Here is a 26,243-nt window from a genome sequence, read left to right on the forward strand (position 1 = left end):
GACAGACTGCCTCGTCAGCCGTCGTACGCGACGAACGACACGCAGTATCCCTCTGGTGCAATCTCACCTTCGACGATAGAACACGCTCCCACGCCGTCGCCGTTCTTGTCTTCGATGTAATAGCGGCAGTTCGAACACTGTTTGCCCTCCTTGGGTTCGTCCTGATATGCGACTGCGTCCTGTGTAGAGAGTTGTTCGGGGTTCCGTTCCACACCACCGATAGACGTCGCAGTTGCGTACTCCTCCGGGACGCCACCGGTTCCACCGTTGCCTCCAGCAGTGGTCGTCTCTGTCTCAGTCTCGCCACCACCACCGGAACAACCGGCCAGACCCGCCATCGTCGCCGTTCCAGAGAGCCAGATGAACCGTCGCCGAGTCTGTTGACTATCTGCCATAACGGTTCGTCGGGGGCGAACGAATAAATGCGGCCTGCCGTTTCTTGAGGGGTGAGAATCCAGCGTGAGGTGGTAGCGTGTGTTACTCGTCGGGTCGGATTCGAGCGAGTCGCATCGCGTTCCCCGTCACACCGAGCGTCATCCCGGCGTCGCCGGCGAGCACTGCGAGTGCGACGCTGACGAATCCGAACGGAACACCGACGGCGAGAAGCGCCTTGACTCCGAGCGACGCCCAGATGTTCTGTCGGATGACGTGGTTCGCCTGGTGAGAGAGTTCGTAGAGATACGGCAGTTTCGAGATGTCGTCGGCCATGAGTGCGATATCGGCCGTCTCCAGTGCCGTGTCTGTGCCTGCAGCACCCATCGCGACGCCGACTGTCGCAGTGGCCAACGCGGGTGCGTCGTTGATTCCGTCGCCGACCATCGCGACCGACTCGTACTCGTCGAGCAAGCCTTCGACGGCAGCGACTTTGTCCTCCGGGAGGAGCCCCGCACGGAAGTCGTCGACACCGACCTGTTCGGCGATGGCCCTGGCGGTTCCCTCGTTGTCGCCAGTGAGCATGACCACAGAGAGACCGAACGAGCGGAGTCGTTCGACGGTTGCCTTCGCTTCGGGGCGAACCTCGTCGGCGACGGCGACGATGCCTTCGAGTTCGTCTGCTTTCCCGACGAGGACGACCGTCTTCCCCTCCGCTTGCAGTCGTGGAATCGTGTCTTCGACGAGGTTGAGACACCCCTGTCTGTCACACATCGTCTGGACGTCCGTCGAGAGCGTGTCGTCGGGGTCTGTGATGTGGACGTGGTCGAGGTGGAAATCGAGTTCCTCGAAGAGGCCAGGTTTGCCCGCGAAGTGTGGAACGCCGTCGAGGTCTGCCCGGACACCCTTACCAGTGATGCTCTCGAACCCGGATACTTCGCGGGTGTCGAGGTCGTTGTCGGCGGCGTGTGAGACGATTGCCTGACCGATTGGGTGTTCGCTCCGTGCTTCGAGGCCACGAGCACAGCGGAGAACGTCTTCTTCCGAGTTTCCGTTCAGTGGGACCACGTCGGTGACCGTGAGTTCGCCCTTCGTCAGCGTCCCAGTCTTGTCGAGCGCGATCGCTTCGACCGCCCCCATCGCTTCGAGGTGGGTCCCACCCTTGATGAGGACGCCGTTTCGGGCGGCCGAGGTGATTCCGGAGACGACCGAGACGGGCGTCGAGATGACGAACGCACACGGGCACGCGAGGACGAGCATGGTGATTCCGTAGACGAACCACGTCACCCAGTCTAGCCCGAAGACGAGTGGCGGAATCGTCGCGACACCGACGGCGACGGCGACCATAAACGGCGTGTAGTAGCCCGAAAATCGCTCGACGAACTGTTCGCGTTCGGTCTTGTTCGCCTGTGCGTCTTCGACCATCGAGACGATACGCGAGAGCGTGTCGTCACCCGCCGCAGAGTCGACACGAACCTCCAAGTAGCCCGCTTCGTTGACCGTCCCGGCGTAGACTTCGTCGCCTTCGACTTTGTCGACGGGGACGGACTCACCGGTGATCGGTGCCTGGTTGACGGCGCTCTCGCCGTCGAGTACCGTGCCATCGACGGGAATCTTCTCGCCGGGTTTGACGACGACGACGTCGCCGACCTCGACCGCTTCGACCGGGACGACCTGCTCGGTCCCGTCGCGGCGGACAGTCGCTTCGTCGGGCGAGAGGTCCATCAGTTCGCGAAGCGAGTTCCGCGTCTGGTCCATCGCGTAGCGTTCGAGGAGTTCTGAGACGCTAAAGAGGAACGCGAGCGTCGCCGCTTCGAAATAGAGACTCGTCGGCGGAGAGATGAGACTCGCGACGACGGCGCTGATAATCGCCGACGACATCAGCAGGTCGATGTCGAGACTTCGGTTTCGGGCGGAGTAGTAGCCGTTTCGCAGAATCTCCTGCCCACCGACGGCGGCACCGGCGAGATAGAGTACTTCCGGGAGTGTAAACGAGACGCCGAGAAGCGAGGCAACCACGAGTTCGATTCCGAAGAGATACTCCGCGGCGATACCCGCCGCGAGGAACCCACCACTGACCCACGTTTTCATCGCGCGGCGACTCCGCCAAACAGTCGACCGGTCGGTATCACTGTCCGAGTCGGGAAGTTCGTCCGCGTCCGTGCCAGTGACCTCGTACCCAGCGTTTTCGACTGCCTCGACGACTGTCTCGGGATTCGTATCGGCGGAGACTGTGACGATAGCGGTTCCCACAGTTGGGCGCGTCTCGTATTCGAGGACGCCTGGGACGGTGTCGAGGGCGTTTTCGACCTTGCCCGCACAGGACGGACAGTCCATGTCGGGGACCGAGAGGGTAATCGTGCGGACGGTCGGTTCGTCGGCGACGGTGTATCCGGCACCCTCGATACTGGACGTGATGTCGTCGAGTGTGGTTCTGTCGGGGTCGTAGTCGACGACGAGACGCCCCGTCGTCACCTGCGGGTCGACGTCACCGATACCGTCGAGTGTTCGGACACTCGACTCGACTTTCCCGGCACAGGAGGGGCAATCCATGTCAGGGACGCCAAACGCTGCCCGATTCGGAGCGCTCGCCGAGGCAGAACCGTCCGGTGACGACGTCGTGACATCGGCCGCAACGTCGACGTCGCAGGCGTCCCCACACCCGCAGTCGTCTGCCGAGGGAGTTTCGGACGCGTCAACCTCGTCCGTGTGGACGCGCCCATCGTGTTCGCTCATTACCCGCACTAGCCAGTGACCAGTTAATAATACACCTGTTATAAAACGGGTCCGAATTGGTCTTTTTTAATAAAAATTCTCGTGTAGGTTATTAATATTTAGAGGAACGGCGGCGACGCCGTCGGCAACGAGATGAGCCACAGACTCAGAATCGTGTAGAGAATCATCACGGCGACGAAGGGGAACTGGCTACGAACTGCCTGCAACCGACTCGGAAACGCACGATACGCCTGGGAGTGGGCCACCCAGACAGCCAACAGGTGGCCGACCAAGACGAACACGACGTTGAGTCCACCGAACCACGCCGGGAGCGTGAGGACGATTGGGTTCGCCGGCGGCGAGAGCGGAGAGGAGAGAGCGCCGACCAGCATGGGCGACAGCGAGACGAAGAATCCGAAGTAGTGGGCGAGGTGGTAGCCAGCGGCGATTGCGAGCAGCGACGGTGCGAACGTCACGGCCAGCGCACGTGGCGTCTCGAACGTCTCGATACGCCGGGCCGTCACCCGAGCGGCGAGAAGGTAGAGTCCGAGGAAGGCAGCGAACCCTCCGAGATAGACGACCGCGTAAACCACCAGTGGTGGAACACCTGCATCGACCACTGCGCTGACGACCGACGCACCCTGTTCTGTCGTGACGAATCCGCTGAACGTGAGTTCCCAGACGAGGACGACGGCGACGGCCACGTCGGCGATGTCGGTGACGTCGTCGTCGGTGACGAGTCGCATCCCAGGGAGGCGAACCGAGATTCCGCCGTCGTCGACGCGAATCGGTGCGACTCGACCGTAGAACTGCAGGAAGACAGAGACTGGGTCGACGCGGTCGAACCAGACGTCGACGCCGACAGCGACTGCCCCGACGACAGTGACGAACGTGTACGCGACGAGAACGGAGGCGAGCACCGACGGTTGGCGAGTGACGCCGACGGCCGTCTCCACCCAGACGAGAACGAGAATCCCCGCGACGGCGGGCCATCGTCCGAGTCGCTGTGGATACTCGACGAACCCGTTGGGAAAGAGGCTAGTGAGGGTCCGCCACGGGTTGAGAACGCGCCACGTGTCGGTGACGAGGTACGTGAACATCGTGTATCCCGCCCGGAGACCGGCGAAGGTGACGATGATAGCGAAACTGACCGTCGGAACCTGTGGGCCGGTGTATCCGAGGTAGACGAGCAACGCGAGGAGCGCGAGTCCGAGGAGACGGCCCACGGTTCCGAGTCCCCGAGAGACCGTTTCGGCGAACCCGACCGAGCGACGCCAGCGGTGGACCCGGTCGATGAACCGTCGGTCGGTCACGAAACTCGCCAGGAGCGCCGACGCACCGACGGTCGCACCGCCGGTCGCGAGATAGAGCCATCGGGGGACGGCGAGATTATCTTGTGACGCGCCCGCGAGGCCGACGGCGGCGTTGCTCGCGGCGGCGGGGTCCGAGAGGAGTGCGAACAAACTGGCGAGGAAGACGCCGAGGCCAACGCGGCGGAGTTGTGTCGGTCGAATCATGAGGCGAAGAGGATAAACAGGATGAGAAATCCGAAGTACAGTGCGACGAGGACGCCGAGGGCACGAATACGGAACGACTTCAGTTCGCGTTCTTCCTCGTAGTACGCCTCGCGATACGCTTCGACTTCTCCAGCGTCCAGGTCGTCGGGGTGACGGACACCCCGGTGGAGGACCAGCAGGCGCTCGGCGGGGTAGGCCTCGCCGCATCGCTCACAGACGTGTCGGTCCTGTTTCGCGTCGATGTCCGTGGTCATCCGTTGGATAGTCGAAGTTCAGCGGTGACGGGTTCTGAACGTTTCTGTTGCGGCCCTTCGCGTGTGTGTCCCTCGAATCGTCGACTCATGTCTCGAACTATCGCCGACTCATATCTCGAGTTATCCCAATTCATACCTCGAACTGCATCGAGTCGAACGAGAGGAACGCCGTCTCGTAGCCATCGTGCCGGGCGACTTGTGGGGGAACGTCGACACCGACCGTCACCGAATCACCCCGTTCGAGCGAGTCGACGGCGACTCCGTAGTGGTAGCCAACGTCTGGGTCCAACGTTCGTCGGAGTCGTTCACCGTCGAGGATGGTCGTTCCACTCCGTTCGACGGTTCCGCGAACACCCATCATCGGGAGGACGAACTCGTTGTGTGGCGTTCGGGCGGAGACGTACAGATACGAACCTGCGACGTCGAATCGAGACCCGTCTCCGACGACGAAGGCGTCGAAGTAGGCGTCACCACTCGTCTGTCGGCCGAGGTGCGTTCCGGGAAGTGAGTCGACAGTCGGGGCTTTGCCAGTCGGCATCCCCATCATCTCCATCGCTGGGACGGCACCGCGAGTCCCCGCCTCGTCTCCGAGGCGCTTCAGTTCGACGTCGTAGAGCTCGTCCGTCTCGAAGGTGAACTCGAACGTCGCGGTCTCCGCCGTCTCGAATCGGCCCGCGAACGACCCTGTCCGGTGGAGCGACGTCCCTCCGGCCGTCACTCGTGCTTCGTACTCACCCTCGCCGTCGAGTGCGTAGTTCGACCCGTAGTGCATTCCCATCTGTTGTGACAGCATAGGATAGGCGACTTCTTCGCTCACGAGAGCGCCGTCTCGAAGGATTTCGATAGAGACACCGGCGTCGAACGGCAGGACAGTGCCGGTCTCGTGGTCCCACAGCGACGCCATCAGGTGCAACGAATCGTCCGCCTCGACGACGGTCTTCTGCAACTCCGTCCCGGCGACCGACCAGAATCGGTGGGGGTAGGAGTACGACAGTGCGATACCGTACGGTCCGACAGTCGTCTTGCCGTACATCTTCATCCCCTCGGTGAGGGCGGGGAGATACACCGCGTCTGGGCGGTCTTCGACGAGTGGGGGGTCGCGCCACGCGGACTGTCGTTCGAACCCCCCAAGGCACCCTGCAGTCGCGGTCAGCGCGCCGATACCTAGCGTCTTGAGTGCGTCGCGTCGTCTCATAGAGCGTTGCGCCCGGACGTGCCGTCGTCGAGGCGTTTCGACGGTGATTACGGTCCGAGAGCAATGTCGGTTCCGCTTTCAGACTGGCTTTCGAGACGAGTTCCCCTCTTTATCAACTGTTGGTACTACGCACTACCCTTAAATTCGTGGTCCACATTTTTTATCGAATGAGTGATTCGTTACCAGATACTTACAACGCCCGAGCGATTGCAACAGCGTATCTCGGGTTCGGGTCGATAGGTATCCTTGGTGGCGAGTTCACCCTTTCTGTCGTGTTCGGGACACCGGCTGCGTCACCGCTCGCGATTACCAAAGGATTGCTCTTCGTCGTCGTCTCCAGCGCGTTCGTCGGCTTTCTCGTCAACCGAAAGAACCAGAAGATAGCGAGCCAACAAGCGTCGGTCAAGGCGTCGTTGGAACAACTGGAGAACGTCGTCTCGGCCTCACCAGTCCCGATAGTCGCCGTGAGGCCAGACGAGCGAGTGACGCGCTGGAACGAGGCGGCGACGGAGATATTCGGGTGGTCGAAAGCCGAAGTGTTGGGTAAACCGCTCCCGACGGTGACGACAGACCACCAACTAGATATCAAACGGATACTCCATCGCACAGTCGTCGAAGACGGCGTCTCGGACGTCGAAGTCGAACTGAAGAATCGAGATGGGTCGATACGGAAGTTTCTCCTCTCGACAGCGTTGATTCGGGACGAAGTCGGAGCAGTGTCGGAACTCATCGGCGTCCTCGTCGACACGACGGAGCAAAAGCGCCGGGAGCGCCGCCTCCGAGAGTACGAGATGGCGATAGACCAGGCAGGCCACGCGATATACCTGACGACGGACACGAGTGAAATCACGTACGTCAACCCCGCGTTCGAACAGATTACAGGGTACCCCCGGAACGAGGCGATCGGGGCGACACCAGACATTCTCAACTCCGGAGAGATGGACGCGTCGTACTACGAGGAACTGTGGGCAACCATCCAAACTGGTGAGACGTGGCAAGAACGAATCGTGGACCGCCGAAAGAGTGGGGAACTCTACACGGCGATTCAGACGATTGCCCCGATTCTCAAAGACAGCGAGATAACCGGCTACGTCGCAATCCAATCAGACATCACCGACTCGGAAGTTGTGAAACAGCGACTCGGTGTCCTCAACCGGATGTTCCGACACAACCTCCGGAATCGGATGAACGTCATCGAGGGCTACGCCGAGATGATTCGGTCCGAGGCGGACGACCAGGACACCTTCGAAGACGCAGAAAACATCATCAAGGCTGCAAAGGAACTGGTTGCCCTGTCCGAGAAAGCCCAAACAGTCGCAGACGTGTTAGAGACGGGCGGGACCACGAGGTGCCTGACAGACCTCGTCGAAGGGGCCGCCGAACACATGCGTGGAGAGTATCCAGATTCGACCGTCGTCGTCGACATTCGACCAGGTGTCGACGTGTGCGTCGATAACCGCGTCAGTGTGGCAGTCCGCGAACTACTGACCAACGCACTCGAACATGGTGGCGAGCACGTTCACGTGGACGTGTCCTGGAGTCAACGAGACGAGGGTCGAATCGTCGTTCGAGTCAGTGACGACGGACCCGGCCTCCCCAAAAGTGAGTGGCAAGCCATCGAACGAGGGCGAGAGACACCGCTCGAACATGGGTCGGGAATGGGGCTCTGGTTGGTACACTGGGTCGTCACGAAAGCAGGTGGCAGCACCCGACTGGACGAGTCGTCCCTCGGTGGTGCGTCGGTGCAGATAGAACTGCCTGTCGAAGCGACCCACGAGGACGACACGAAAAGCGCGAACAGTTTCGAACGGTAGCGACCAGAGAACGAAAACTTAGGGCGTCGGCCACGACACCGAGACCATGACCGACCACCGAGACGGGAATCCAGAGTCTGCGTTCGGCGCACTCGGGAGCGAACTCCGCCTCGACATCCTCCAGATTCTCGAATCTGCTGCACGAGAGTCAGCGTCTCGACTGACGTTTTCGGACCTCTACGAGCGCCTCGACATCGAGAGCACCTCCCAACTGTCGTATCATCTCGGCCGACTCGACGGCGTGTTCGTCCAGAAATCCGGTGACAAGTACGGGTTGACACAGGCGGGTGAACGGGTCGTTCGGGCAGTCTACGCGGGTACGTACACGGAACACCCGTCGTTCGAGACGGTCTCGATAGACGGTCGGTGTCCACACTGTGGACACACGGCGCTACTCGCCGCGTTCGAAGAACCGTTCTTGTCGGTTACCTGTGGCGAGTGCGGCGAGACGGTTGCGAAGTACGACCTCCCTCCGGCACAGGCGGTCGGACGGTCACCGAAAGAGGTTCTTCGGTCGTGTGACCGCCGTGTCTACCACGAACTGGGCATGGCCATCGACGGAACGTGCCCGACGTGTGGGGGAATCATGGATGCGTCGGGGCGGCAGCGAACACCCCCACGGACCGACGAGTACGTCGTCACAGCGTCCTGCCGGCGGTGTTTCAATCAGGTGTATGCCCCCGTCGAACTCTGTGTGTTCTACCATCCGGCACTCGTCGCAGCGTACTGGTCTGACGGCCGTGACGCGACGAGCGTCCGCCCGTGGAACGTCTACTCCTATACGATCGATTGGGAGGTCACGTTCACGTCCGTGGACCCGTTCGAAGCACGCGTCGAGACGGACGTCCTCGACGACCAATTCGTCGTGACCATCCTCGGCGGGGCCGTGTCGGTCGATATCGAATGACTCGATTACTCAAATGAATTTGAGTTGTGTCCCTGACAAAATGTAAAATAGTAGATAAGTTATTTCTACTCTCCCAACGACTGTCGAGATATGGCCCCCTCCGTAACCGAATGGATTCGCCGGCATCGTATCGCCGCGTTCTTCGTTCTCACATACGCTCTCTCGTGGAGTATCGAAGGTGCAGTGAAACTCGCCGGGATGGAGCCCTCGTGGACGACGTGGTTCTTCGAGGGGTTCTTGAGTCCCCTCTCGCCCGGTGTTGCTGCCGCGATCGTCCTCGCTGCGAGTGGTGAGTCCGTCCGCGGTTGGGTACGAGATATTCTCAAATTCCGAGTTCATCCGAAGTGGTACGCGCTCGGTATCGGTATCCCGTTTCTCATCACGTACGCCGCGGGCATCGCCTCGTGGGCGCTCGGTGGCCCCGTCGACTGGAGTCTCTTCGAGTTCGACCCGATATCCATCGTCATCGGCATCGTCCTCGGAACGCTCATCGGTGGTGGACAGGAGGAACTGGGGTGGCGTGGCTTCGCCCAACCGGAGTTACAGGAACGATACGGCGCGTTTCGGGCCGCAGTTATCGTTGGACTGCTCTGGGGCGGTTGGCACCTGCCACAGTTCGTCTTCCCCGGCGGGATGCGGGCCGATTGGCCGCTTGTGCTTACCGCCTCCTACTTCGTCGGTATCGTCGCGTTCTCGATTCTGCTCGCGTGGGTGTACAACGGGTCCGGCGGGAGTGCGTTCCTCGCGATGGTCATGCACGGGACGGATAACTCGACACAGGGGCGTGTCCCCCTCGACGTCGACGTCGTCCTCGTCGGTGACGTCGTCAACTGGGAGTCGCTCGTGTCGATGTACGTCTCGCACGCGATTATCACGTGGGGCGTCGTCGCCGTCGTCGTCGCCGTCGTCGGAATTCAGCTCTCTGCCGGGCGGCGCAGTCCCAGTAGTTCCGCACCCCAACTGGAGGACTGATACGCACGTACTATCCCGTGGTCTCACACCTCGTCGAAGCGGACAGGACGTGAGTTCAGTGCTGGCTTTCGACCGCAGCAATCCGCTCGCGAGCGGCCGACAACGCGCTCTTCGGGTCGCTCGACACGGCGTAGGAGTCGGCCGTCCCATCTCGTTGCACGACGCGTAGCCGGCCGGCTTCGTACGTCACCGCGGAGAGTTCCGTGTACTCGTAGTGGTGGGCGTCGTCACCGACCGAGACGTACCGATGTGCGAGACTGACCGTGGCGTCGTCGTGGACGACGAACGAATCGGAACTGACGACGAGTGTCGTCAACTCGTACTCGCGCGCGGGCGAGACCAACAGAAGGGCTCGCCCGTCGGTTGGTATCGAAGACACCTCGACATCGTCGTCTTCGGTGCCCAGTACTTCGAGGGTAATAGATTGCGCCTGTTCGATACCGGTGTCGAGAACCGTCTCGTACCGTCGGTTTACGTACCGTATTCCGAGTGCCGCGAGTGCGCCGCCACCCGCGATAATCCCGACTCCCTCGAGGGAGTCACCGAACTCGAGTACGAGGTACACGCCAAGGAATAGTGCGCCGGCGACTATCCACACCCACTGCCATCCCGCGGCCCACAACGGTTGGAAGACGTCCGCGTCGAGGGACTCCCTACGCCCCACGAACCGGACCTCCACCGCGCTGTCGTGCAATCATTTAGGTCACACTTCGTTCGTCGAGGACTTGGGACTTCCCCCACACGCCGGACCCAACTTAGACTTCGAGGAGTTCGACGAGGTTCCCCTCTGGGTCGCGGAGGAAGACGATTCGTGTTCCGCTCTCTGTGGTCTGCGGGTCGCTCAGCGTCTCGACGTGCGGCGGTAAGTCCGCGACGACGGCGTCCACGTCGTCCACAGAGAGACCGACGTGTGTCGCACCGGGTTGGTCGAGAGTCGCTCCCGAGTGAGCGTCTCCCACTGGGTCGTATTCGACGAGTTCGATACGGACGTCGCCACCGTCGAGGTGTGCGAATCGGCCCGTCGCATTCTCGACACCGACCGCCGTCGAGAACGCCTCTCCCCCGACTTCGAACCGAGTTACGACAGCCAGTCCGAGGACGTCGCGGTAGAACGATAGCGTCGAGTCGAGGTCGCTGACGGTGATACCGACGTGGTGTGCAGTGAGCGAAGACATAGTTTGCCTGCGGGAGGAGAGACCAAAAGGCGCTTCGTTCTGCGTGAGGCCAGACCGTGTCTCCTATACCGTCTCACGCGTGGAGATACTGCTATGAGCGAGAAACTCGTCGAGTCGCTTCCGCCCACGGCCGTTCCCGAGTCGTTCGTCGACGAACTCGAGGCACAGGAGGCCGTCCAACAGGCGATTGCCGTCCGTGGATACCATCTCGAACGAGACGGAGAGACGATTCCCCACGCGTACCAACTCGTCGTCAACGTCCGCGGGAAGTACATCCTCGGACTCCACCTCACCAACGGCGAGTGGCGTATCGTCTTCGACACGCGCGACCACCCGGAGCTCGCACAAGAGGGTGCCAGAGCGGGATACAACGCAGTTCACGACGCACTCTACGAGCGTGCGCCTTCGGACGCCGAGATAGATTTCGAGGCGACGCCAGAGTTCTGGCACGCACCGCAGTAACCGCCCCTCAGAAACGACAGTACCTTCGTCGCAGGGACGACCTCGCGAGGCCAACACCGCCAGTACACAGTTATCCTCTCACACAGCGATTTCAGGACGTGAGCCAACTTTCTACGTCCATCGACATCGACGCGCCCGCAGAGACTGTGTGGGAGGTGCTCACCGATTTCGATAGCTACCCAGAGTGGAACGGCTACACACACATCGCTGGGACACCCGAGGTAGGGGCGACACTCGTCGTCTCGCCCGGCCCGAAGGCCGGGAGACTACCCACGTTCAAACCGACAGTGCTCCAAGCCGACGATGGTGAACTTCGATGGCTCGGTCACCTGTTCGTCCGTGGCCTATTCGACGGTGAACACCGATTCGTCGTCGAAGACCTCGGCGAGGGGCGATCCAGACTCACCCAATCCGAGACGTTCTCTGGTATCCTCGTCGGGGTCGTCAACCGCTTGTTCGGTGCCGACACGAGGCGGAACTTCGAAGCAGTGAACGAAGCGCTGAAAGCCCGTGCCGAGGCGCTTGTGGCCTCCGGGGTCGAGACTGGCGCGGACGACACCGCACCCGAAGTGTGACCCGATACTCTGACCGCCACTCGACCGGTGTGGACTACACCACCGTGTCCGCAGTAACTCCACACGATTTTTTCGGTGTCGCGTGCGACCACTTGGACTTCAGACATTTCTGGTACGTAATTGGGTACCCTCTCTAAAACGCCGAATTCGGGCGTTATACGACTCATAACCCAGAATAAACCAGTGGAATAGACCCGTTATTCAACTTGAAATTAAATATATACTGAACATATGGTCTGCTAACAGGAACTGGCACGAGAAGCCGCTCGAAGTCCCGTATACGGGGGCACGATGCGGGCTCCGAGACCGGTCCTGGATTAGAACAATGGATATCAAGAAATTCCTCAGCGAATCACGCGCAGTCTCGCCGGTCATCGGCGTCATCCTCATGGTGGCTATCACAGTCATCCTCGCAGCCGTCATCGGAACCTTCGTCCTCGGCCTGGGCGACCAGGTCGGCGACAACGCACCACAGGCGAGTTTCAGCTTCGACTACACGGCAAACGCGGCAGACCCCGCAAACGGGTCCGTGACTATCACCCACGAAAGCGGTGATGCTCTCGACGCCACGATGATTACCATCGAAGGTCCTGTCAACGAAGATGGACAGACTTGGAATGTAATCGACGGAAGTGCAACCCAAGTTAACGCTGGAAGCGAGCTCGTGGTCACCGGCCTCGGCGACGGTGAAACCGTCCGCGTCGTCTGGACCTCTGACAACGGCGACTCTGCGACCCTGCAGAAGTACACCTACAACGCCTGAACCGCTGACGACTACTCGGCCCCCTCCCCCTCCCTCCTCGATTTTTTGAACCCTGAGCGACCGCTCTCTCGGCGTCCAGTGAGTGTCACACGTGCGAGCCACAGCGTCACTTTCTGTCAACTAGACTTTATCTACTTGGAGAACGTCAGGATATCCTATAGGTACCGAGTACAGGCACAGGAACCGAGGATTCAGGGAGTTCTCGATTCGAATGGGGTCGGCCGGTTTACCTAGGAGAAATACATGGACATCAAAAAATTCCTCACCGAATCGCGTGCAGTGTCGCCGGTCATCGGCGTCATCCTCATGGTCGCTATCACAGTCATCCTCGCCGCCGTCATCGGGACGTTCGTTCTCGGCTTGGGTGACCAAGTGAGCGAAACGGCGCCGCAAGCCAGTTTCAGCTTCGAGTACACGAACGACACGACAAATGATACGTTGGTAGTGGCTCACGAAAGTGGTGATGCGATTGCAGCCTCTCGACTGACGCTTACAAGCACTGTTCAGTTCAAAGCAAATACTACCGCTGCATCCCCCCTTTCAACCACCCACAGCTTCGAAAACTTCGGTAATATCGCTGCCGGAGACGACATTGTAGCTGGAACTGCCGTGACCGCATTCGATGATGGCACCGGTGACCTCGGCGCTGGCACCTTCCGCATCGTCTGGACTTCCGAATCAGGCTCGTCGTCCGCGACACTCCAGAAGTGGAGCGGCCCGCGCGCCTAAGTCGGACCCAACCCCCCTCACAGACAGACCACATTTTCTAGAACCCTACCCGACAGCGACAGCTCTCGTTCTACAGTATTGCACATAGAGAACAAACTTATCCGGTGTCGCTTCGTACGTTTGCAGTAGAGACTCTCATGTCGACTTCCGACACCACTCCCGTCGTCACCTATCTTCGTGACCATCGCGAGGACATCGTCGACCTCGCGCTCACGCTCCTCGGCCACGACACACAGAATCCGCCGGGCGACACACGCGACGTCGTGACGTGGGTCGAGTCGTTCTTTTCGGACCTCGGACTCGAGACAGAGCGAGTCGTCTCGGACCCGAACAAACCCAATATCGTCGCGACACTCTCTGGGAAATCCGACCGAGTACTTCTCTTACAGGGCCACCTCGATACGGTCCCGTTCGACGAAGAAGAGTGGACGTACGACCCTCTCGGAGAACGGGACGGCGACCGAATCTACGGTCGTGGAGCGACCGACATGAAGGGTGCAGTGGCGTCGATGCTGGCCGTCGCGAAAGCCTATACAGAGACGAACACCGTCCCGGCGGCGACGCTCGTCTTCGCGTTCGTGAGCGACGAGGAAGTGGCCGGCGAAGCGGGACTCCCGACGCTTCTCGACCAGTACTCGCTCTCGGCAGACGCGTGTGTCATCGGAGAGACGACCTGTGAGAACGGCGCGCACTCGGTTACGGTTGCCGACAGAGGGAGCATCTGGGTGAGCCTCCGAGCGACCGGGAGAGCCGCCCACGGGTCGCGGCCGATGCTCGGGACGAACGCGATACGGTTGCTCTGGGACGCCGTCGACGACGTCGAGGCGTCGCTGCGTGAACTACAGTTCGACTTCGACCCTGTCGTCCAGGCCATCGTCGACGAGTCTGTCGAGTATTACGAACCAGTCTTCGGAAGCGACACCGCACGGGCGTTGTTCGACCGCCCATCGGTCAATCTCGGCGTCGTCTCCGGCGGTGACCGAGTCAACGTCGTTCCCGACGTAGCCGAGGCAGAACTGGATATTCGCCTGACTGCAGGCGTCGATACCCTACAGGTTCTCGACACACTCCGCGACGTACTCGACGGGCTCGACGCCGTCGAAATCAGTGACGTCAGTTGGTCTATCGGCACCTACGAAGACCCAGACGGTCCACTTGCGAACGCCGTCTCGGGCGTCGCCAGTGAGGTTACAGGGGCACGTGTGTACCGACGGAGTGCCACTGGTGGCGGCGACGCGAAGCGATTGCGGAACACAGGTATCCCGACAGTCGAGTTCGGTCTCGGGACGGATAGGGTCCACGCTGTCGACGAGTTCACCACCGACGACGCACTCGCACACAACGCCGAAGTGTACGCCCGACTGCCGTCCGAACTCGTGCGAGAACTCGACGCTGGCAACGAGACGTTCGATTCCACAGATGTGGGAATTTTGGGCACTATTATACCGCTCAGTTCCGAAGGTTCGGAGGACTCCCGATGACTCCCACCGACCTCCGTGCGTCTCTCCCCGCACTCGACGACGTCGTCTATCTGAACACCGGCGCACACGGCCCAAGTCCGAGACGGGTCGTCGAGAGGGCGACGCAGTTTCTCGAACATCACGAGTTCGACTCACCAGCGGCAGACGGTCCCTACCCCACGGCGTTCGACGCGTACGAGGAGGTCCGAGCGGATATCGCCGCGTTCCTCGGCGCAGACACCAACGAGGTTGCGCTGACCCAAAGCACCACAGACGGTATCAACCGAATCGGGACGACACTCGACTGGTCACCCGGTGATGTCGTCGTCAGAACGGACCTCGAACACCCCGCGGGAATCCTGCCGTGGCGCCGTCTCGAACGCGACGGCGTCGAAGTCCGTGTCGTCGAGAGCGACGACGGTCGACTCGATATGGACCAGTACGCCGACGCAGTCGACGGTGCCGACCTCGTCTGTTTCAGCGCCGTGACGTGGAACTACGGGACGCGACTCCCCGTCCGCGAACTCACGGATATCGCTCGGGAGGCCGGCGCACTGTCGGTCGTCGATGCAGTACAGGCGATCGGCCAGTTCCCCGTCGACGTAGACGAGTGGGGCGCAGACGTCGTCGCAGGGGCAGGCCACAAATGGCTTCTCGGCCCGTGGGGAGCGGGATTCCTCTACGTGAAAGAGAGCGTCGCCGAGTCACTCCAGCCACGCGCAGTGGGGTATCGTGGCGTCAAAGAACCAACCAGCGAAACGACAGAGTTCGAACCAGGTGCCAAACGGTTCGAAATCGGAACCACGAACCCGGCACCACACGTCGCACTCCGCGAAGCACTCGAAATTTCCGACGACGTCGGCATCGACCGGACGGAACGACGTATTGCCGACCTCGCTACGCAGTTCGTCGAGCGCGTTCCCCCCGAGAAACTCGTCAGTCCGGCCGAACCGGAGTCGGGACTCGTGTCGTTCCGCGTCGACGACCCAGAACGAACCGTCGAGCGACTCGCAGCCGATGGAATCGTCGTGCGAACGATTCCAGAACCCACGGCCGTCCGCGCGTCGTTCCACGCGTTCAACGACTCCTCCGACGTCGAGGCGCTGCTGTCGGGGCTAGAAGGCAGTTGGTAACCACCGAGACAGGTAGACGAGACCAACCGAACCGAGCGAAACACAGCGGTGGCAGTTCCCAGCACCCTACCGAGGCGGCGAACGTTCTTAATAGAAGACGCAGAACCCGTGGGTATGCACCCCACGGCACAGGAGTTCACCGAACAGATGCGTGAGACCCACGGGTTCGAAGCGGCCGTCGAAGAGTTTCCCGAGGGAACGAAGACGGCAGCAGATGCAGCAGCAGCGATCGGCTGTGACGTGGCACAGATTGTCAAGAGCATCGTGATGCGCGTCGGTGACGAGACGGTCGTCGTCCTCACGAGTGGGTCGAACCGTGTCGACGAGACGAAGTTAGCGGCCGAGTTCGACAGCGACCCGAGTACGGTCCGGAGTGCGAACGCCTCGGAAGTAAAGCGCGCGACCGGGTGGAGCATCGGCGGCGTTCCACCGACGTGTCACGCCACAACCTGCCCAGTTCTCGCAGACCCCACGTTCGAGACGTTCGATGATATCTGGGCAGCAGCGGGAACCCCGGAGGCGGTATTCCGACTCACACCCGCGGACCTCCACCACCTCGCTGACCCACGCGTCGTAGACGTGTTCGAGTGACCGCAGTCGGCGAGTTTCGACACCACGATGTCCGCTGTTCGAGTCGACAGTCACAGCTACCGAAACGGGGTGGCGACCGAAGTATCCGACAGACGGGCTACTCGATAGCGCCTGCGAACTCGGTCAGATACTCCTCGACAGACGCAAGTTGGATGTCGTCCGACGCCGAGGCTGGTGTCCCAGTCGACGACGCCTCTTTCAGACCGGTTCCAGTCAACACGACAGCGACCTCGTCAGACGAGTCCAGCAGGCCACGTCCGACCAGCTGTTTCGTCCCCGCGAGCGCCGTTGCCGACGCGGGTTCGACCGTGACACCGGCCTCGACTGCCAGCGCGCGTCGCGCAGCACGAATCGCGTCGTCGTCCACGGCGACGACAGCACCGCCCGTGTCACGTGCGGCCCGAAGTGCACGCGTTCCACTCGGCGGGTCGGCGTTCGCGATGGAGTACGCGATGGTGTCTCCACCGGTGACTCGGGTCACTTCGTCTTTCCCTGCGTCGTAGGCGTCGGCGATTGGTGAGCAGGCCGCCGCCTGAACGAAATAGAGTGCAGGAATCTCGTCTATCGCACCCGCGTCTTCGAGTTCACGCAGTGCTTTCCACGCCCCACTCGCGTGACCCCCGCTACTGACGGGCATCACGAGCGCGTCTGGAACGTCCGGCGCAAACGACGCACAGATTTCGAGTGCCGTGGTCTTTTGCCCCTCGACACGGAGTGGAACGTCAGAGTTGAGGAAGACGACACCCTGGTCAGGCCCCTGCTCCAGCGTCTGTTCGTACAGTCGACCGTAATCACCAGCGACGCGCACGACAGTCGGGTCGAACTGAGCGATGACGTCGAGTCGTTCGGGAGGGATGTCGTCGGGAACGAACACGACACAGGGGAGGTCGGTCGAAGCGGCGTATGCGGCCGTACTCATCGCCATATTTCCGTGCGAAACCGTCCCGACGGCATCGACGTCGCCTGCGAGTCCTGCCTCGGCAGCGGCGAGGCCTAACGCACTTCCACGGTCTTTGAAACTCCCAGTCGGGTGTTCACCTTCCAGTTTGAGGTGGACGTTCGTTCCGGCGAACGTGTCGAGTGGGGTCTCGGAGAGCAGTGGTGTCCCACCTGCGGCGGCGGCGAGGCCGGCAGGTCGACTGACCGGCAAGAGCGCTTCGAATCGCCACATCCCCGGTTCGTCGGTGGTATCGGACCAGTCGAACGGTCCGTAGTCGGTGTCGAGCCACAGTGGTTCGCCACAGTCGCACCGAGCCACAGGGGCTGTCGTTCGGGCACCGCAGTCGTAACAGATTCGTTGCAGAGACATTCGGCAGATAGGCGACCTACGAGAAGTCGATGCAAAACGCTTCGGTTCGGTGCAGTTTGGTGATTCGACCGCAGTCGTCGTCACTCGTTTCCGTCGTCAGCCGGCTCGTCGAGAAATTCGACACCGGTGAATTCGAACTGTGCGCCACCGGATTCACTTTCGGTCACTTCGACGGTCCACGAGTGTGCGGTTCCGACCCGTTTGACGATGGGTAACCCGAACCCAGTTCCGTCGTCGTTCGTCGTGTACCCCCTCTCGAAGACAGTCGAGCGGTCTTCTTCGGGGATTCCAGTTCCGTCGTCTGCGACGAAGAATCCGTCAGCGAGACGCCCGACGGTTACTGTCAGCTGGCCACCGTTGTGCTCGTACGCGTTTCGATAGAGGTTGGAAAACAGCTTCTGAACTCGACTCGCGTCAGCCATCACGACCGTGTCGTCGGGCAGTCCGATGTCGAGTGTAACATCACCGGTCTCGACGAGGTCCCACGAGCGGGACGCGACGTCTCGAAGTGAGACTGGTTGTGGGGCGAGGTTCGAGTACTCCTGTTTCGCAAACGAGAGGAGGTCGTCTATCAACGAGCTCATCCGCTTCAACGCGTCCTCTGTCGTCTGTAGATACTCGTCGGATTTGGTCTCACGGCCGAGTTCGAGATTCCCACGAGCGATGTTCAACGGGTTTCGAAGGTCGTGAGAGATTATCGCGGCCATCTCCTCGAGTTCTTCTCGCTCGCTAAGTTCCTGTGCTAGTCGTCGGTTTCGCAGAAGGGACTTCAGCCGAGGGCCAAGTTCTTCGAGGAGTATCGGCGCCATAATGAGCTCGTCGACTAGTTCGAGGACTGCCGTGTCGATCTCGTCGGCACCTCGGGTTGCGACGAGGAGATACGGTAAAAACACCGGGTCCTCGGCGTGCTTGTGAGCGACGAGTTGCTGTCGATGAGTGTGCAACGAATCCTCGTCGAAGATACAGAGGTCGAACCCGCCACTGTCGAGTAGTTCGACCGACGTCGACACGTCGTAATACGGTGTCAACTTCTCGGAGAGAACCTCCTGATTTCGGTCGTGAGATAACAAGAGTAAGAGTTGCATATCGTCGGTCAAATGCTCACGCTCGTTCTCCCACGACAGTCTTGAGGATGTTTTGTTGGGCATCGTGGTGTGAGGTGCTGTGTTCGGTGGTTCCGATTACTCGTCGTCCGACTGCTGCTTCGGTGTGTTCCACTCAGGTGACCCCGAGAGGATGCCACGGAGGCCAGTCAACGGTTCACCGACGACTACCCCGCTGTCGGTTATCTCGAACTTCCGAAGTGTCCGTTCGAACTGTGTCGTTCGCTTTTTCAGTACGCCGATGACCTTCTGGAGTTTACCATCTAACTCGACGTGCTGCAGGAACACGAGGTTGTCTGCGAGGTAGCTGACGCCCGAGTTGGTTGCACTGAACTCACCAGTTACAGTCTGGTGCTCATCGATGAAGATGACGGTGACTCCCACGTTCTTGAGATACCGACCAAGTGCGTGGAGTTTTCTGATGAGGACGTCGCTTCCACCTTGAACAGAGAGTTGGTACCCGTTGATGCCATCTATCATCACGATCTCGGCCCCGTGTTCTTCGACTTCTGTACGGACGTTCTGGGCGAACTCCTGCGGAGAGACATCTAAGGGTTCCATCTCTTGGATGTGGAGTGAGCCCGACTCCCTCATCTCCGAGACCGGGACACCGATAGACTCGTTTCGTTTTCGGAACGTCGTGTAGTTCTCTTCGAACAAGTAGAGGACAGACCGTTCACCACGCGCCGCTGCGTTGTTGATGAACTGTGTCCCAAGCGTCGTCTTTCCAACACCAGTCGGGCCACTGATGATGCTCACAGTCCCCCGTTCGAATCCACCGTTCAGTAGTTCGTCGATCTCTGATACGCCCGAGGATATCGACTCCGTAGAGAACGTTTGGGAATGTTCTAACGGTTTCAACTGTGGGTAAACCACGAGCCCATCGTCGGTAATCGTAATCGCGTGTGTCCCGCTTTCAGTCCTCGACCCTCGGAGTTTCGGGACGTTGATAGTGGACACGTTCTCTCGAGAGTCCAACTCGATCGTCCCGTCGCTCATAAACTGCAGGTCGTCGTCGGGAGAGTCAGCAGTATTTTGCGAGGTGAACATCACGGTCGCACCCTGCGACGTCAGATACTCCATGAACCCAATCGCCTGCTTCCTAAACTGGTGTGTGTCAGAAGTCAGGTATCGAAGTTGCGTAATCGGGTCGACGAACACTCGGTCTGGTTCGAGTTCCGAGATCGTATCGGTTACAGAGTCGGTGAACGGCTTTTTCTCGACGTTACTTGCCGAGAGGATGTCGTACGACTGGTCTTCAGCGAATACGTCGGCGGTCGGACTCAAGTCGAGAAAATGGACATCCGATAAATCGAATCCTAGTGAGGAAGCGTTTTGTCGTACGTCCGCTTCAGACTCTTCGAGGTTGATGAACAGGGAGGTCTCTCCGTTCTCGACGCCTGCTTTCAGAAAGTGTGTCCCGAGTATCGTCTTCCCCGTTCCAGGAGGGCCGCGAATCAGATAGCTGCGTCCTGTAATCAACCCACCGTGTAAAATCGAATCGAGACCGGCGACACCTGTCGAGATTCGAGGTTGCTGACCCGTCCCAGTCATCGAAACCACCCGGCAATAGCGCCGGTCGACAAATTCAGCCCTCCACTATAGATAAACTGACAGCGAGAATATAAATCGAGTTTTCTGATACCGATAGTATCTGAGTTACCGACAAGAAGGGTGAAGTTCATCATATAAATAGGTTCGACTGCCCGTATAAATCTACTGCCGAGCCAATATATTGAGGGGGCATACAGGTATACATAATGACATTTCAGGAAATTTTAGAGAGGTGTATTAAGAATTTGTTATGTTAGACTGGTGGCGACCTCGGTACAGCGGCTTCAGAGCTCGAAATTGGAAGCCGTACGCTATTTGTCTCGCCGGTCGCCGCGAGGTCGTGACTGGCCGAGTAAGATAATGCACGAACGGTCAATCACCCGTTCGAGAGAAGAGAGACTACTGAATGTGGCCTTCGCGTCGGAGTTGGTCCGCGTCTTCGCCAGTGTAGCGCCACTCGATGTTTGCTTTCTCGTCCTGCCAGTCCCACGGTTCCACGAGGACGACGTCGCCCTCGTTGATCCACGTTCGGTACTTCATCCGGCCAGGGATACGGCCCATTCGGTTCTTTCCGTCTTCGCAGCGGATTCGTACGTGGTTCCCACCGTTGTGCTCGGTGACGACCGCGAACAGCTCGTTATCGTTGGGCATTCGAAGATTTCGGCGCCCTTGATTTTCGCTCACGTACGTACTCAGAGGCCAAGACGGATAACTCATAGGATGTACAAGTTACCAAGTAACACAGAGGCACAATTACGTGAAAATGACAGCGTCAGACACCACAATGTCCGCAGTAACGTTCGGTTACGATTCCTCTCGTGCCCATCGAGAAGGTTAGTGAACGGTGGAAGGTAGGTCTATCACACCGTGCGCCCTATGGCAGTTCACTGACAACGTCAGGAACTGATTGCTTGCCATCCGGTCATAGATTCAGACTGTCTCGGAGAGTTCGACGAGACGGTGCGAGCTCGGTACCGCCACCAGTCACCTCGAAATTCGGTTGAGCGACAATCGACGAACTCGAAACCCAGTTGAGCGACGATCGGGGCGATGTGACGTCGCCATCCTCTACGTGGTACGCTCTCGAGGATGGTCGCTTTCGTCACGGAATCTGGAAGCCCAACACCACTGTGTCCGCAGTTCTGTCGTGGGGTTCTACCGAGTCTCGCGAGCACAGTTCTCAGATGGTCCGTTGTCCGAACGGTCACTCCCTGGTCCGTGGGTGACCTGTGCTATCCGTTGGTTTTCTCGTTCGATATCGACCACCTGTCGTACCAATTCTCACCACCGACAGCCTACGTCGTCATCCGACGAATATTGCTCATAAAGGTACTAGCTATAGCGGTTACTACGGACACAGTGGTGTTCGAACATTCGGTGGAGTGTGGTGTAATCGAGAGACAGAAACGAGTGTCTTTTCGGTGACTAGCCAGTTCCATACTCGGTCGAATCGAGGCGACAGTAGCTGAACCAGCTTGCTACGTTCTAGTTGTACACCACCCTGTCCGTAGTAATCAACCGGTAACAGTCTCGTACAAGCTATTCGACCAGCGGAATGAGTTCACTGAAGAGTGAGTTCACAGAGGAGTGAGTTCACTGAAGAGTGAGTTCAACGACAGAAGTTATTGCTCGACGAAGTCGTCGAGCGTACTCGCGCGGTCACCCTCTAGGTAGGGTTCGACGGTCTCGTGAACACCGACGAGGTCGATAGTGTCACGCATCGCGGAGACGATGAGTCCGACGTCCATATCCAGCGCGTACTCACGATACGTTCCACCCCGACGTCCCTCGTTGCGCTCGGTGACAGAGACGATACCGAGCATGGCGAGTTCACTCAGGTGGTCGCGCATTCGACGAGGAACGAGTGGGTCGCGGTTCGCGAGTTCAGCGAACCGTGTATATCTCGGTCGGACGTCGCGAGACCGGATTGGCGTCTCTCCTTCTAGCTCGAGCGTCAACAGAGAGTAGAGAACGAGATGGCCGTGTTCGGTGAGACCGTTGATTCCTTCCTTGATTCGACCGCGTTCGAGTGCCCGACGACCACGTTTGACGTGTTCTTCAGTTATGCAGTCTGTGTCGTCGTCGCGGGCCAAGTCGCCCGCCTTCATCAAGAGGTCGATAGACTGTCGAGCGTCACCGGCGTCCTTCGCGCCGTACGCTGCACAGAGTGGAATCACCTCGTCAGAGAGGACACCCTCACGGAACGCGACCTTCGCCCGTTGTTCGAGGATCGCCTGGAGGTTCTTCGCGTTGTACGCGGGGTAGTGAATCTCCTGTTCACACAGCGAGCTTTTGACCTTCGGAGAGAGGTCGTCACGGAACGAGAAGTCGTTCGAGATACCGATGAGACCGACTTTTGCCTCGTTTAGGTTTCCGTTCGCGCGAGCGCGCGGAAGTTGATAGAGAATGCTATCGTCGTTGACGTGGTCGATTTCGTCGAGCACGACGATGATGGACCCCCCTGTGTTGTCGAGTTCTTGCCAGAGCATCTCGTAGACTGACCCGAGTGGATAGCCGGTGGTACTGATCTGGTTCGACTCCGACCGAAACTCGTTGACGAGTCGGGTCGCGATTTGGTACGAACTCGTGAGTCCGTCACAGTTCAAGAACACGACGGTGAGATTGATGTCGTCGTATCGGCTCGCGTCTTCGCGGAGGTGACTGAGTAAGTAACGCGACGCTGCGGTCTTCCCTACACCGGTCTTGCCGTAGAGGAAGATGTTGTTCGGTTGTTCGCCGTTGATGACAGGTTGAAGCGCCGCTTGAAATGTTCGGAGTTCCTCGTCACGCCCCACGAGTTCCTCGGGCTGGTAATCCTCACGAAGGGCATCCCGGTCCCGATAAATCTCGGTATCTCGCTCGAAGAGGGGCATATTCCTAGGTATCGACCACTTCCGGTATAAAACCACCGCGTCCGCAGTGTCCGCTGTTCCAGTTGTTTATATAGTTTGCCGGGGACACACCCCCTCCACTTTGTCCGCTGTTCTTCCAATCGAACGTGTCCAGCAGATACGATGACAGTATTGACACCGGGAAAGATTTATGTCGGTAGCAGTTAAACCATATCCGTAGTAGAGTAAGACTAGTAGTTGGGTTGGGTACAAAATACTAGATGTCGAACAGTTCCTCCGCGGAACAAACAACTCTCGACCTCAGTCCGAGAGGTGGTCACCTTCTCGCGACGAGAACAGCGGACAAACTGGTGTGAGTGTTCTCCTCTTTTCCCTCACCTTCGAGTAATCGCGAGTCGAACCGACTGAAGAACGGGTCGTGTTCTCCAGATAGAACGGGTCTAGACGCTATTTCCTCCGACAAAACTGCGGACATCGTGGTGTCCATGGTAGCAATCCACGACTATCACTTCGAGTCTGATATCGACGAGAACTTCGACGGGAAATCAATCCTCACCACCAGTGGCGGACTATCGCCTTTCCTGTTCAGAAACCGTGCTTCGGTTGCTCTTTGGCCTGTTTACTGCGGACGAACTGGTGTTGGTTATCGGTTAGTTCTGGCTATCGGTTGGTACTGGTTGGCGATTGGTGCTGGTTGGCGATTGGTACTGGTTGGCGATTGGTACTGGTTGACGGTTGGTACTGGTTGACGGTTGGTGCTGGTTATCCAGTTGTTCTCGCCGGCTCGAGCCGTAACCACCCGTGAAAACTCTCGACCTTCCTCTCGGCGCACACTTAGACGCAATCTTTTGGTCGAATTAACACCACAATGTCCGCTGTTTCGTACTCCGTGTCGTTTTGACTCTGCTTGTCGCTCGAGTGGTTGTTATTCGTCTCGAGTTTCTACGACAGTCTGGGCAATTTCGTCAGGGTACGTCGCTGCCACACGGATAAGTGCGTCGTGGAACTCGCGTCCTGTTAGGTCGCGGATGTCGAACTCGCGGCGAAGAATCGCCTCGACCTCGAACTCGGCGTCGTCCAGTCGGTCGAGTGTCTCGTCTCGGACGTAGATGCTCTTTGCCGTCGTCGCTTCGAACTCGAATGCCGGTCCATCATCGTCGTCTTCAGGGTCGACTGTAGACTCTTCACGTGTGGCCTCTTGCCCATTGTCCACGCGCTCTGCTTCGTCGGCATCGTCTTGGCCGTCGTCTTCGTCGTCGACATCGTCTTCTGAAACCACGGTCGCCTCGTGGTCACCGTTTTCCGAGGGAGGTAGCTCTGACTTCGTCTCATCGTTCCCGTTTTCACTCGATGCTCCGTTTTGGGTCGTTTGCCGTTCTGAATCGGTGTCTTCGGGTTCGGAGTCGTCTGTCTCCTCCGACTCAGGGTCGTCACTCGCTTCGGACTCCATCGCTTCTCCGAGCCCGGCGAACCGATTCTCCTTAGGCATCTTCGGACCCTCCACGCTCGACGATTGCGGCGAGTTCGTCGAGACGGTCGAGCATGTCGTTCGACGGGTCGTACTCGCGGAGCGTCTTCCCGTCTCGCCACGCCCGACTGAATGCGATTCGGTGACGGATTCCTGGCCCTTTGGAGCCGGGGTCGTCGAACAAGTCCGAGCGAGCGAACGCTGGAATGAACTTCTCGAACGGGGAGTCTTCGAGGTCGCGGATGATTCGTCGTTCCTCGTTGTTTCCGGTAAGGTCGTTCGGCACGATCGCCAAGATGTCGAGGTCGACTTCCCGACGAATTGGGCCAATCTGCTGTTCGAACATGCGCTCGAATCCGCTGACACTCGGTTCACTCATCAGCAGTGGAACGACTACGTACCCGGTCCCGATGAGCGCCGCGTCCGACAACGGTCCGAGACTCGGTGGCGAGTCGATGACGATGTAGTCGTACTCGTCTTCCAGGAGTGGGTCGACGATTCGACGGCGTACCCAGAGGACGCCGAACGTCGAGTTTCGAACCCGGTCTTCGATGTCGTCTAGGTCTACGTGCGCAGGAAGGACGTCGAAGTGTTCGCGTGAATGTATCGTCTCGCGGACGTCGACCGGGTCGTCGTCGGTCAGCACGTCACCGATGTTCGGCTCTGCCGACTCGTAGGCTTCTTTCATCCCGACGCCTTCGGTCGCGTTCCCCTGCTGGTCGAGGTCGACCAGGAGCACGTCGTTGTCTCGTGCGGCGAGCGCGTCGGCGAGGTTGATCGCTATCGTCGTCTTCCCCACACCCCCTTTCTGGAGAGAGACGCTCACTGCTCGCGACATCTATCGGTCCTCCGCTCGCGTTCGAAACATTCCACAATTTGTACAATGTGTGGGCTGTGCTCGCCGTTTAGACAGTGCAAAATCCGTGCGAATTGTGGGTTGGATGGGCATGCCGGCGTTCGAAATCACCTTCCTCCTCCTGATACATAATCCTACTCACGACTTTTAGACTGTTAAGACAGTCGAGAATTTGCACAATTTGCACAAATTGTACAAATTGTACAATTTTTAGATGTTGTACACTTGGTGGGCTTCGCAGAAATTTCGCCCTGTCTGCACTTCTCGGGCTGTCTGTACTGTTTCGACTGTCTCTAGTGTCTCCACTGCTCACACTGCTCTCGCTCTGCTCGAACTGTCTACTGTGTGGCTCGTCGGACTTCGCTCGTCGGACTTCGCTCGACCGAGCGTAGGCAGTACAGAGCGTTCAAAATTTCCACAATTTGTACAGTGTGTAGACGCTCCCAACAGTGCGAAAATCTTGGGTG

25 protein-coding genes are annotated in these 26,243 nt (G+C 59.2%); 11 read left to right on the plus strand and 14 right to left on the minus strand.

The window, feature by feature from the left end:
• Window positions 1-14 precede the first annotated feature (14 nt).
• The 5 genes from GJR99_RS16060 to GJR99_RS16080 all read right to left on the minus strand — a co-directional run bounded on the left by GJR99_RS16060 (window position 15) and on the right by GJR99_RS16080 (window position 6,053).
• The gene (locus GJR99_RS16060) at window positions 15-395 is read right to left on the minus strand and encodes a high-potential iron-sulfur protein (protein ID WP_151114071.1); all 381 of its coding nucleotides are present in this window, start codon (window positions 393-395) and stop codon (window positions 15-17) included.
• Window positions 396-477: 82 nt separating this feature from the next.
• Entirely contained in the window at window positions 478-3,108 is a 2,631-nt protein-coding gene (locus GJR99_RS16065) for a heavy metal translocating P-type ATPase (RefSeq protein WP_151114072.1), read from the minus strand.
• Between the two features lie 98 nt (window positions 3,109-3,206).
• Complete coding sequence (locus GJR99_RS16070; RefSeq protein ID WP_151114073.1) at window positions 3,207-4,604, minus strand: hypothetical protein; 1,398 nt, start codon at window positions 4,602-4,604, stop codon at window positions 3,207-3,209.
• Window positions 4,601-4,858, minus strand: coding sequence for a DNA-binding protein (locus tag GJR99_RS16075; protein WP_151114074.1), 258 nt, complete (start codon window positions 4,856-4,858; stop codon window positions 4,601-4,603). Before GJR99_RS16075 ends, GJR99_RS16070 begins: the two co-directional genes overlap by 4 nt.
• A 130-nt stretch (window positions 4,859-4,988) precedes the next feature.
• Window positions 4,989-6,053 (minus strand): DUF7350 domain-containing protein, encoded by a 1,065-nt coding sequence (locus GJR99_RS16080; RefSeq protein ID WP_151114075.1) that lies wholly within the window; start codon window positions 6,051-6,053, stop codon window positions 4,989-4,991.
• Between the two features lie 167 nt (window positions 6,054-6,220).
• Between GJR99_RS16080 and GJR99_RS16085 the strand changes: the two genes are divergently transcribed.
• The 3 genes from GJR99_RS16085 (at window position 6,221) to GJR99_RS16095 (ending at window position 9,746) form a co-directional block, all read left to right on the plus strand.
• Window positions 6,221-7,867: a PAS domain-containing protein gene (locus tag GJR99_RS16085; protein ID WP_151114076.1), complete on the plus strand. Its 1,647-nt coding sequence runs from the start codon at window positions 6,221-6,223 to the stop codon at window positions 7,865-7,867.
• A 46-nt stretch (window positions 7,868-7,913) separates the two neighbouring features.
• Window positions 7,914-8,774: a winged helix-turn-helix domain-containing protein gene (locus tag GJR99_RS16090; RefSeq protein ID WP_151114077.1), complete on the plus strand. Its 861-nt coding sequence runs from the start codon at window positions 7,914-7,916 to the stop codon at window positions 8,772-8,774.
• 90 nt (window positions 8,775-8,864) lie between these two features.
• Complete coding sequence (locus tag GJR99_RS16095; RefSeq protein WP_151114078.1) at window positions 8,865-9,746, plus strand: CPBP family intramembrane glutamic endopeptidase; 882 nt, start codon at window positions 8,865-8,867, stop codon at window positions 9,744-9,746.
• Between the two features lie 55 nt (window positions 9,747-9,801).
• On the opposite strand, the gene GJR99_RS16100 is transcribed toward GJR99_RS16095, so the two are convergent.
• Window positions 9,802-10,410 (minus strand): hypothetical protein, encoded by a 609-nt coding sequence (locus tag GJR99_RS16100; RefSeq protein WP_151114079.1) that lies wholly within the window; start codon window positions 10,408-10,410, stop codon window positions 9,802-9,804.
• Window positions 10,411-10,501: 91 nt separating this feature from the next.
• Entirely contained in the window at window positions 10,502-10,921 is a 420-nt protein-coding gene (locus GJR99_RS16105) for a VOC family protein (protein WP_151114080.1), read from the minus strand.
• Between the two features lie 93 nt (window positions 10,922-11,014).
• On the opposite strand from GJR99_RS16105, the gene GJR99_RS16110 reads away from it, so the two are divergent.
• From GJR99_RS16110 to GJR99_RS16140, 7 genes are all read left to right on the plus strand, one after another.
• Window positions 11,015-11,383: a hypothetical protein gene (locus GJR99_RS16110; RefSeq protein WP_151114081.1), complete on the plus strand. Its 369-nt coding sequence runs from the start codon at window positions 11,015-11,017 to the stop codon at window positions 11,381-11,383.
• 98 nt (window positions 11,384-11,481) lie between these two features.
• A complete protein-coding gene (locus tag GJR99_RS16115) occupies window positions 11,482-11,958 on the plus strand; it encodes an SRPBCC domain-containing protein (protein ID WP_151114082.1) in 477 nt (158 codons plus the stop codon).
• A gap of 325 nt (window positions 11,959-12,283) precedes the next feature.
• Window positions 12,284-12,721: a type IV pilin gene (locus tag GJR99_RS16120; protein ID WP_151114083.1), complete on the plus strand. Its 438-nt coding sequence runs from the start codon at window positions 12,284-12,286 to the stop codon at window positions 12,719-12,721.
• Window positions 12,722-12,964: 243 nt separating this feature from the next.
• Window positions 12,965-13,450 carry a type IV pilin gene (locus GJR99_RS16125; protein ID WP_151114084.1) on the plus strand — a complete coding sequence of 162 codons (486 nt, stop codon included), beginning with the start codon at window positions 12,965-12,967 and terminating at the stop codon, window positions 13,448-13,450.
• Between the two features lie 137 nt (window positions 13,451-13,587).
• Window positions 13,588-14,931, plus strand: a complete 1,344-nt coding sequence (locus GJR99_RS16130; RefSeq protein ID WP_151114085.1) for a M20 family metallopeptidase — start codon at window positions 13,588-13,590, stop codon at window positions 14,929-14,931.
• On the plus strand, window positions 14,928-16,043 hold the full coding sequence (locus tag GJR99_RS16135) for an aminotransferase class V-fold PLP-dependent enzyme (protein ID WP_151114086.1): 1,116 nt from the start codon (window positions 14,928-14,930) through the stop codon (window positions 16,041-16,043). Before GJR99_RS16130 ends, GJR99_RS16135 begins: the two co-directional genes overlap by 4 nt.
• A 114-nt stretch (window positions 16,044-16,157) precedes the next feature.
• Window positions 16,158-16,634, plus strand: a complete 477-nt coding sequence (locus tag GJR99_RS16140) for a YbaK/EbsC family protein (RefSeq protein ID WP_151114087.1) — start codon at window positions 16,158-16,160, stop codon at window positions 16,632-16,634.
• A 97-nt stretch (window positions 16,635-16,731) separates the two neighbouring features.
• Here the strand turns inward: GJR99_RS16140 and GJR99_RS16145 are convergent, their stop codons facing one another.
• The 5 genes from GJR99_RS16145 to GJR99_RS16165 all read right to left on the minus strand — a co-directional run bounded on the left by GJR99_RS16145 (window position 16,732) and on the right by GJR99_RS16165 (window position 23,473).
• A complete protein-coding gene (locus tag GJR99_RS16145) occupies window positions 16,732-17,943 on the minus strand; it encodes a threonine synthase (RefSeq protein WP_151114088.1) in 1,212 nt (403 codons plus the stop codon).
• Window positions 17,944-18,023: 80 nt separating this feature from the next.
• A complete protein-coding gene (locus tag GJR99_RS16150; protein ID WP_151114089.1) occupies window positions 18,024-19,028 on the minus strand; it encodes a sensor histidine kinase in 1,005 nt (334 codons plus the stop codon).
• Window positions 19,029-19,124: 96 nt separating this feature from the next.
• Window positions 19,125-20,600, minus strand: coding sequence for an ATPase domain-containing protein (locus GJR99_RS16155; protein ID WP_151114090.1), 1,476 nt, complete (start codon window positions 20,598-20,600; stop codon window positions 19,125-19,127).
• Between the two features lie 399 nt (window positions 20,601-20,999).
• Window positions 21,000-21,284 (minus strand): translation initiation factor eIF-1A, encoded by a 285-nt coding sequence (gene eif1A, locus GJR99_RS16160; protein WP_013035036.1) that lies wholly within the window; start codon window positions 21,282-21,284, stop codon window positions 21,000-21,002.
• Window positions 21,285-22,222: 938 nt separating this feature from the next.
• The gene (locus GJR99_RS16165) at window positions 22,223-23,473 is read right to left on the minus strand and encodes an orc1/cdc6 family replication initiation protein (RefSeq protein WP_151114091.1); all 1,251 of its coding nucleotides are present in this window, start codon (window positions 23,471-23,473) and stop codon (window positions 22,223-22,225) included.
• Between the two features lie 464 nt (window positions 23,474-23,937).
• On the opposite strand from GJR99_RS16165, the gene GJR99_RS16170 reads away from it, so the two are divergent.
• Window positions 23,938-24,201 (plus strand): hypothetical protein, encoded by a 264-nt coding sequence (locus GJR99_RS16170; protein ID WP_151114092.1) that lies wholly within the window; start codon window positions 23,938-23,940, stop codon window positions 24,199-24,201.
• Window positions 24,202-24,377: 176 nt separating this feature from the next.
• Here GJR99_RS16170 and GJR99_RS16175 read toward each other — a convergent pair whose 3' ends face one another.
• Complete coding sequence (locus tag GJR99_RS16175; protein WP_151114093.1) at window positions 24,378-24,941, minus strand: hypothetical protein; 564 nt, start codon at window positions 24,939-24,941, stop codon at window positions 24,378-24,380.
• Window positions 24,934-25,758, minus strand: a complete 825-nt coding sequence (locus tag GJR99_RS16180) for a ParA family protein (RefSeq protein ID WP_151114094.1) — start codon at window positions 25,756-25,758, stop codon at window positions 24,934-24,936. The genes GJR99_RS16175 and GJR99_RS16180 overlap by 8 nt, the downstream gene beginning before the upstream one ends.
• Window positions 25,759-26,243: the final 485 nt, after the last annotated feature.

This window comes from Haloferax marinum (assembly GCF_009674625.1).
Taxonomy (GTDB): domain Archaea; phylum Halobacteriota; class Halobacteria; order Halobacteriales; family Haloferacaceae; genus Haloferax; species Haloferax marinum.